The following is an 8249-nucleotide window of genomic DNA, read 5'->3' as shown; positions in this document are numbered from 1 at the left end:
AGCCCTCTATTATAATAAGCTCCATTATCATTAGGATTAATTTCAATAGCTTTAGAATAATCCGATATTGCTCCTTGGAAATCTTTTAAATTACCTTTAGCAACTGCTCTATTAAAATAGGCATCACTAAATTTTGGATTAATTTTAATAGCTTTATTATAATCTGCTATTGCACCTTGATTGTCTTCTAAATTAACTTTAGAAACTCCGCTGTAGAAATAAGCATTGCTAAATTTTGGATTAATCTTAATAGCTTTTGAATAATCTGCTAATGCACCTGAATAGTCTTCTAAATCAGCTTTAGAAATACCTCTCTCAAAGAATTCTTCAGCAGTTTGACAATAAGAAAAAGAAGTTAAAAATAAAACGACACCAATAGATATTCTTTTCATAATTATATTTTTTAAGAGAACGTAAGTAAGTTTGCAATTATCATTTCAATTCAAGAAATAAGCTGTTACTTCTATTTTATAACAAAACTATATTACTTGATAACCCATTCCTCACGGTTTTCCACATTTGAGGAAAATAATTTTATAGTTGTTTAATCTTAGGATAGGAATATAAAGCAACTACTTATTTTCCAATTTCAACGATTTTTTATAACTTTTATTGTAACTTTTTTTGTGAAATTATTTACCGATGAATAAAAGCATAAATATTCTATTATATAGGACGGCTATCGAACTTAAAAATCACATGTGGGGGTCTTGGCTGGGGTGCAGCTCTACTTTCATGTACACACTAAAATAAGCAAATTGGTTAAAAAATTTTGGGAAATAATTTTTTAAATGATTTGTAGTAAATACCCAAATCATCTAACTTAAAGCTATATTTACAGTATATGGCTTCCAGATTTAGGTTTTGGCTTATAAGGATGATTTTGGAGGTGGTGTGTCTTCAGCTCTTTTTTTATACAATCAAAAAACAATGTACTGTTTATGCGTTGGGAAAGCTAAAACCCTAATAGCGTTGGCTTGGGTGGGTACAAATGCTTCAGCGATAGCGTTCCTGTTTTTTTTCTTACTATATTTGTACTCATATGAAAAAAGCGTTACTACTCATTTTTTTATTTGTAGCTTGTATTACTGATGTTAATGCACAAAAATTCTATCTAGGGAATTATCTAACTCCTACAACTAATGAATTTGAATTAATAGGTATTTCATCCAGAACAGGTGTGTTTGCTTATAAATATAAAAAAGAAATTTACGATACTTTTTTTGGTAGAAAGATAGCAGATATTATTGTTGGAATAAAAAATGAACGTATCGTTCAAACGATTTACTTGTTAATTCCTGAAACAACAGATGTTGGGGTTCCTAAAGAAGTTATGAATGAAATCCAAAAGCAATTTCCTTTCCCATTTAAAGAAATTAACGATAACTATGGAATGAACATTGACAATGAAACTATATCAATAGCTAGAGTTACTAACGCAATTTCTTTTTGGAAAGATAGAATTATGTTTATGAATTCTGTGAAACAAAGTATATTACAAACTAATTAATAAAACTAATTATTTATGAGAGTTAAAGCATTATTATTTATAGCCTTTTTAGTTTTTTCGAACTCAAAATGTGTAGCACAAACAAATTACAATATCGATCCTAAATGGGATAATTATTATAACAATTATCCATCAGGTATTGTTGATAACCACAGAGGTTCAGATTTTATAAATGTAATTGATAAAGTAAGTTTTATACCAAATATGAGAGAATTGAAAGGTGATCAACAATTAATAAAAAGAGTAATATTAATGTTAAGCCCAGAGGATTTAAATCAGATGAATATTACAGGGAATTATTATAGTAGAACTATAAAACATTATGACTATTTTGAGCTTTATAATATGACCTATAACAAAATATCAAAAGAAACTTGGGATAGATACGCCCCTTATTTATTGCCTTTAATGGATATTGATGGAACTGTCAGTCTTAAATAAATTGGGTATGAAAAAAATTATTATTCAAACTTTATTTTTACTGTTTTGCTCAATTGGTTTTGCTCAAAACACTAAGGCTTCATACGAAAAAGCAAATACTTATTTTCAAGATAAAAATTATTTTTCAGCTATTCAAGAATTAAATAAGTTAATAAAAATAAATCCTAAGAACAAAAAAGCAATAGAATTAAGAGGTATGGCAAAACATAATCTTAAAGATGAGCGTGGAGCAATATCCGATTTTACCCTAATAATAAGTATAGACAGAAATTACGCAAACGCTTATTTTTTGCGAGGTGTTTCAAGAATACTAAATAACCAAAAAGAAGAAGGATGCCAAGATTTAAGCAAAGCAGGTGAGCTGGGAATTAGTGACGCCTATGCAATAATAGAAGCCCAGTGTAGAGATTAATTAATTATTCTAACACAATTCTTTTTCTATTTTTCATAATGAAATAAATAATGATTGAAAGTATTATACCAATAGTGGAATAAATAGAAAAATATATTAAAAATGCCCATTTTTTTGGTTCTAAAGAATAACGATTGGAATAACTTTTATACCAAACTATCCAATCAGATGTAAAAACAGAACCATCATTTCTACTTGTTGATGATGTAATTTTGTCGTCATCAATAACATAATTTTTATCACCATTTGGTCGTATAACGTGTATTGTATCACCCCATTTAACATATTTATCGCCTATTTGATTAACTTCATAATAGTCGCTTTTATAATGACCTAAATGTAAACCCAAAATTTTAGAATAAGAGCCTGGTACGTATGTACTATCTTTATCTTCCTTTGTTAAAAATTCAGGTGCGTACTGCCCTCTAATTACACATAAAAAACAACCTGCTCGAAGGGGAACAGGTTGTCATTTTTTATTGTTTTAATTTTATAAAAATTATATGTTTGACTATTTGGACAAAGGCTAAGTTTGCAAATATTCAATCAATAATTTCGTAACTCTGGATCCAAGTAAAGCACACCTATTAGCTCAAATAAATCTTTTTCTTCTGGGATAGCTATTTGCCTACCACTAATGCAAAGTTGACCTCCTTCGCTCTTATATCCAAGTTTAACCCATCCAGTAGCTAACACTTTATGTGAGTAGTCGGCACACCCTGTTCGTAAAGCGTAAGTTAATCCCCAGTTCTCATGATTAGTGAAAAATAAATCTAATGCAATACCATCTGGTAATAGTCTTTGTGTGTATTTGCATGGTAATTCACCTCTTACTTTCTTCCATTGGTTAACTACCGTTGCTATTCCACTTTCAAAAAGCCCTACATCATAAGGTTTTGCTATTGCTACTAATTCAATATCCTTAACTTCAGGTTTTTTGCGCCTAATACTTCCTGCTATTTCTATTCGCTCGCAATATGGAGCAAGTAATTCTTTTGTTCTTTCAGCTATTTCTAATGCTTTATCTAATTGCATGATTTATTTATTTTAATTGTTTACAATAGTCATTTTAGTCATTTCATTTATAAAAATATCAGCCAAATCAATTCCTGTATCGCAATCCATTTGTTCTAAAAATTCACTAACTATAATTTTATACCCGATAGCATTTAGTTCAATTGCTTTATGTTTCCAATCTTCAAATTCACTTTTATCAGGGAAAGCAACAATTTTAAATTGCTTAATTGGATCTAACATTGACTGTTTAAACCCTTGCTTACTACCAGTGGCCAACCAAATGTACTCAGGTTTAAAAACACTCATTATAACGGCTGTTTTTTCGCTTTCAACTATTGCAATAGTCTTCTGATTAGTTTCACTAATGAGGTGTAACCCAAACAAACACTGGTCTAAATTAAAGTCCTCCGTTTTATTTACACTATGCACCCAATTTATTACTCCTTTACCTTCTGTTGTTTTTGCTCTTTTACCTGTTTCAGTAATGTATTGCAGAATTTTACCTGCATGAATTCTTTCTAAATTATCAATTTGCCAAAATATTGTAGCTCCTTTATAATGCTTCGAAGTTCCTATTAAATATTTTGAAACAATTTCTGTCACTTCAGCTGCTGTAAATAGCGTTTTTAAGAATTCAATAAAATTATTTTCTTTGTTTCTTGAAAAGCTTTTATCGAGTATTTCAAGACTATGGAAACTTGGTTTTGGTTTTGGTTTACAGCACACAAATAGGCCTACTTTATTGTTTTTTGGAGGATTGTGAAAAGCACAGTTAGTTTCTCTGTCACATCGCCCAAATTCATCATCTAAATAACTGCCATTTGCATTTTCAATGTATTTTACAAATGTTTGTTTATTGCATCTTGGGCATGTAAACTTTTTACTGCTGGGGTCTAAACTGAATTTATATTGGTTCATCTTTAGTGTTATTTAATTTGCACTTTGCATTTTCCGCACTTTTGTCACTTTCAAAATGTCGATAATGTCAATAATGCAAAGTGCGGTTAATTAATTATTATTCTTTTTTATTAACGATTCTTCTTTCATAAGTTCCGTGCTTGATTTTCTTGAATAAAACGGAATCATTTAGAAATTCTTTTACTCTTCTTTCTTGAAAATCAAACTGAATTCCCATCTCAACTGCTTGAGCGGTATTAAATGTGTTTGGTAGTGAATTATAAAACTGCTTCTTATTATCTGCTAATGAAAATAAATACGAGTTTGGATTGTGAATGTATCTCAACACTTTTAAAGAACAATTCAAGTAATAATTACATAGCTTTTCAGCGCCAATTACTGCATCTAATCCTATTTCAATACTTTGCGGATCTTCCATCATTTGAAGTAATAAGGCAATGCGAATAAAATGAATATCAAATTTTGAAATTATCTCGCCTTTAATAGTGTCTTGATTTTCATTTACCATTTCACATTGCTTTAAATTCCATTGCATGAAGAAATCTTTTGCTTCTTTTGACCATGTAATTATTTTTGCATCTGCATTAAGTTCCTTTTTCGAATTGAAAAAACCATTGATAAAATCAGTATATTTTGCTTGCAATTCTAAACTTGACTCTTCATCACTTATTGGTTCCTTAAATGTTGCCTCTGGAAATGCAAATAAGAAGCGTTGATAAAAACCATTGTTTTGTTTTTGCATAGGGAATAACTTACTAAGCATTCGTGGCTGTATTCCACCAATAATCGACAAATAAGGCAAGTTTATCAATAATGGTATTGGAGCACCAATCCTATCAATTGATGTTTGTTGATTGCTCCAAAAAGAAAGATAGGTGCTAGATTGGTCGGTTTTAGAATAGTTATTCATTCCTTCTAGAAAGGTTGCCAATTCATCACTTAGAACTGTCAATCCTCTAGGATTTTGATACAGTCTTTTAGTTAAAATTTCAGGTGTGAAGTTGGCCATGAGGCTTTTCTCTAAAATAGGCTCTGGAACTGGTGTGACTTCTTTTTTTTGCTTTTCGGTTAATTTAGAATAATCACCATGTTCTTTAAGAAGTATATTGTAGTTCTCGTGCCTTGCTTTGTCTAATTCACGAATAGGAATAAAAGCATGGTTTACTGGATGAGTTTTATTTGCACCTGCATTTCCAACTAGGCAACAATATAGTGAACCGTATTCATACCAGCTCTCTTTTACCTTTAACTTCACTGTTGTGCCTACTGCACATGATATAGCTGTTAATATTGCTGTTCCTGTATAGTCATGGGGGAAACGTAATGATTTGCTTAAATCAATTATTAAGTCACTAAACAATTGCGGAAAAGCATCAATTGGAAATGGATTATCATTTGCCAAAGTTTCAGATTTCATTGAATCATCGATTGCTTTGCTTAAGCTTATTAAAGATTCATTTTGAAAATTATTATCTGATTTACTATGTGTGTTAGAATTTATCATAACCTTACTTTTTTAAATAGGTTAGTGATTCTAAAACCTCGGTTCTCTTGTATAGAACACGATTTCCAATAGCGTAGCTTTTTAACTTTCCACTTCGAGTATGTTTCCATAAACTCGTTTTATTAAAAGAAAGCATTTTACAGACATCGTCTCGAGTCATTAACTCATTTTCGGATTGGAGATTTGCAGTATTTTGGATCTGCAATAAAGGAATAAGTGCTGCGGCTAACTCTTGGAGTGTGATGCCGTTTAAAAAAATTTGATTCATTTGTACCTTGTTTAGGATTAAGGCACAAATGAATTTTAGGGTTTTTTAAGGGTTTCCCTAAATCGTTTCATTTAGATTGAAACCGATATTTATAAGTTGTGATTCAACCTTTATTACTGTCTTAGTTGAATTCATAGGATTGTTTCTGTCATCTACTTTTTTACTCAAAATTGGATTTATCATTGGTTGAATAGTACTAGCTTTCGAACCAGTAACTGCGCTTAAAACTGTTGCCAAACTATTTGTTGAAGACAAAAAGGGTTGTTTTCTTTTTAAAAAATCAATGATGCCAAGTTTCTGTAAATAAATTATTTTTTCTGTTGCTGATGTACCGCTTAAATCAATTTCAGGTAATTCAACTTTTAAAATATTAGATTTATTTTCGATAATCCACCTTTGAAGGTATTCTATATTACGTTTTTTCGTTTTACTGATGGTTTCTAGTTCTTGATTTGTCTCCTTACTAAATTGTTCTTTCATCGGGGACCAACTTATTTGCATAGTGTCATAAATTGATATTTGTTTATAAAGGAATTCAAATTCTAGCCACTTTAATAAAATCCCTTTATTTTCATCGTCAAGATGATTAAAAGCATCTTCTAAAGTCGTTATAAGGCTTAACAAAGTTTCTTTAAAAAATTCACTTGAAATTTTAGTTTGTATTTCGCTTAAATCCATTTTATTAAATATTTAGTTATAAATTATTTAGTTGAACTCCTGATCACTTTCACATCTGCAGTTTTTGTCTTGGGAGCCAATTTACTAAAATATTCTAACATCTGGTGAGCGTTGTCATAAGTTGTTTTTCCAATATATGACAAAAACATTCGTTCTGTTCCATGTCCTGTTATGCCCATTAATACAGTTGTTGGTATACGTCCGTAATAATTAGAACTAAAGGATCTCCTGCAAACATGGCTGCTTACAACTTCATGTTTTGGATAAATTCCCTTAACTGTGGGTTCGTTATGTTTAAGTTTTTTTCTTCCCATAGTTGGTGTATATAATTTAGCGGCTTCACAAACGTCTTTAATGTATTCGTTAAAGTGAACTAATGATATTTTATAAGGCATCCCCTCTTCTAAAATTTCAACTGCTTCAGGAAGTACTGGTATTGCTACTAATTTCCCTGTTTTTTGCTGCTTTAATTCAATTATTTTTACACCATCTAACTCTTTTATATTTTTTTCAGTAATATTAAGTAAGTCGCCGCCACGTTGACCAATCAAACAACCTAAAAGTAACCATTTACGAGCATTGATAAGTGCTTCCCTTATAAGGGGAGCATTTTTAATAGCTTCTTGCTCATCATCGTTCAAAAAGACTATATCTTCAGGCTCACGACTTTCGGAAATGCCTTTAATATTCTTAATTTGTGGTGAAGTTTCAATATCGTTTTTAGATGCATCAAGACATATCGTCCTAATGTTAGCAATGTTTTTTCCAACGTAATTAATAGAATATTTCAAACAGAACATCCACATCTTGTATCTTTCAACAAATTTTAAATCAATATCTTTAATTAATATACTTTTATTCTTTAATATTTCTGTTTCATAACGGATAATTGTGTTTTTAAAAAGTTTTAAATTCTGAACACGACCATTACTTAACCCAAGTTGTTTTTTTGCGTTTTGTTTAAATGGAGCTTCATCAATGTACTTTTGAATATAAGTAGTCAGTACATCTAATTCAACTACTGGAATTTTGTTATTGAATATGTCAATTTGAAGTTGTAACCAATCACCCGTGAATTCTATTCCAGCACCAATCCCAGCATTATAAGCATTTTCTAATGCTGATTTTAAGTTTCTTAAATCTGTGTTTAAATTTTTAGAGTTTTCATCTTTAAGTTTGGTCCTTTCTTTTTCATCGTCCCAAAACTTAGCATCAACAACAAACCCTGTTTTTCTCCAAAGCAGCGTTTTCCGATCTATAGAGTATCGAACATAAATATTAGAATTTTCATTTTTGTTTCGAAGTAAAAGTTTTATTGTAGCCATAATTTAAGGTTTAAAAAATAAAGATAATTTATTTTGCTAAACATTTGCTAAACATTAAGTGTATTTATGCGAATTATCTCGATTTTGAAAGTATCAGTGAAATCATTACTTCTCTTATAAATACTAGGTTTATATGGCTTTTAATTCCGTGATAATACACGGGTAATGTTCCCATC

11 protein-coding genes are annotated in these 8249 nt (G+C 30.3%); 3 read left to right on the top strand and 8 right to left on the bottom strand.

From position 1 onward, the window contains the following. A partial coding sequence (locus ACEN2H_RS15285; RefSeq protein ID WP_441733857.1) for a tetratricopeptide repeat protein occupies positions 1–392 on the bottom strand: 392 nt, incomplete at its 3' end. A 650-nt stretch (positions 393–1042) separates the two neighbouring features. Between ACEN2H_RS15285 and ACEN2H_RS15280 the strand changes: the two genes are divergently transcribed. The 3 genes from ACEN2H_RS15280 to ACEN2H_RS15270 are packed head-to-tail and all read left to right on the top strand — an operon-like array spanning position 1043 to position 2363. Then, a complete protein-coding gene (locus ACEN2H_RS15280) occupies positions 1043–1510 on the top strand; it encodes a hypothetical protein (RefSeq protein ID WP_441733855.1) in 468 nt (155 codons plus the stop codon). Positions 1511–1525: 15 nt separating this feature from the next. After that, positions 1526–1951: a hypothetical protein gene (locus ACEN2H_RS15275; protein WP_441733853.1), complete on the top strand. Its 426-nt coding sequence runs from the start codon at positions 1526–1528 to the stop codon at positions 1949–1951. Between the two features lie 7 nt (positions 1952–1958). After that, positions 1959–2363: a tetratricopeptide repeat protein gene (locus ACEN2H_RS15270; RefSeq protein ID WP_441733852.1), complete on the top strand. Its 405-nt coding sequence runs from the start codon at positions 1959–1961 to the stop codon at positions 2361–2363. A 4-nt stretch (positions 2364–2367) separates the two neighbouring features. On the opposite strand, the gene ACEN2H_RS15265 is transcribed toward ACEN2H_RS15270, so the two are convergent. The 7 genes from ACEN2H_RS15265 to ACEN2H_RS15235 form a co-directional block, all read right to left on the bottom strand. Beyond that, on the bottom strand, positions 2368–2712 hold the full coding sequence (locus ACEN2H_RS15265) for a hypothetical protein (RefSeq protein WP_441733850.1): 345 nt from the start codon (positions 2710–2712) through the stop codon (positions 2368–2370). 197 nt (positions 2713–2909) lie between these two features. Then, positions 2910–3398: a hypothetical protein gene (locus tag ACEN2H_RS15260; protein WP_441733848.1), complete on the bottom strand. Its 489-nt coding sequence runs from the start codon at positions 3396–3398 to the stop codon at positions 2910–2912. A gap of 12 nt (positions 3399–3410) precedes the next feature. Then, on the bottom strand, positions 3411–4298 hold the full coding sequence (locus tag ACEN2H_RS15255) for a DUF6371 domain-containing protein (RefSeq protein ID WP_441733846.1): 888 nt from the start codon (positions 4296–4298) through the stop codon (positions 3411–3413). Between the two features lie 97 nt (positions 4299–4395). Next, on the bottom strand, positions 4396–5802 hold the full coding sequence (locus ACEN2H_RS15250; RefSeq protein ID WP_441733844.1) for a DUF3987 domain-containing protein: 1407 nt from the start codon (positions 5800–5802) through the stop codon (positions 4396–4398). Between the two features lie 4 nt (positions 5803–5806). After that, on the bottom strand, positions 5807–6070 hold the full coding sequence (locus ACEN2H_RS15245) for a helix-turn-helix domain-containing protein (RefSeq protein WP_441733842.1): 264 nt from the start codon (positions 6068–6070) through the stop codon (positions 5807–5809). A 57-nt stretch (positions 6071–6127) separates the two neighbouring features. Beyond that, positions 6128–6748, bottom strand: a complete 621-nt coding sequence (locus ACEN2H_RS15240; protein ID WP_441733840.1) for a hypothetical protein — start codon at positions 6746–6748, stop codon at positions 6128–6130. A 23-nt stretch (positions 6749–6771) separates the two neighbouring features. Continuing rightward, positions 6772–8073 carry a phage integrase SAM-like domain-containing protein gene (locus tag ACEN2H_RS15235; RefSeq protein ID WP_441733838.1) on the bottom strand — a complete coding sequence of 434 codons (1302 nt, stop codon included), beginning with the start codon at positions 8071–8073 and terminating at the stop codon, positions 6772–6774. Between the last annotated feature and the right edge of the window lie 176 nt (positions 8074–8249).

It is taken from the genome of Flavobacterium sp. W22_SRS_FP1 (assembly GCF_052113685.1).
Classification (GTDB): domain Bacteria; phylum Bacteroidota; class Bacteroidia; order Flavobacteriales; family Flavobacteriaceae; genus Flavobacterium.
Note: the sequence above shows the minus strand (reverse complement) of the source record. Positions and strands in the feature narration are given on the sequence as shown.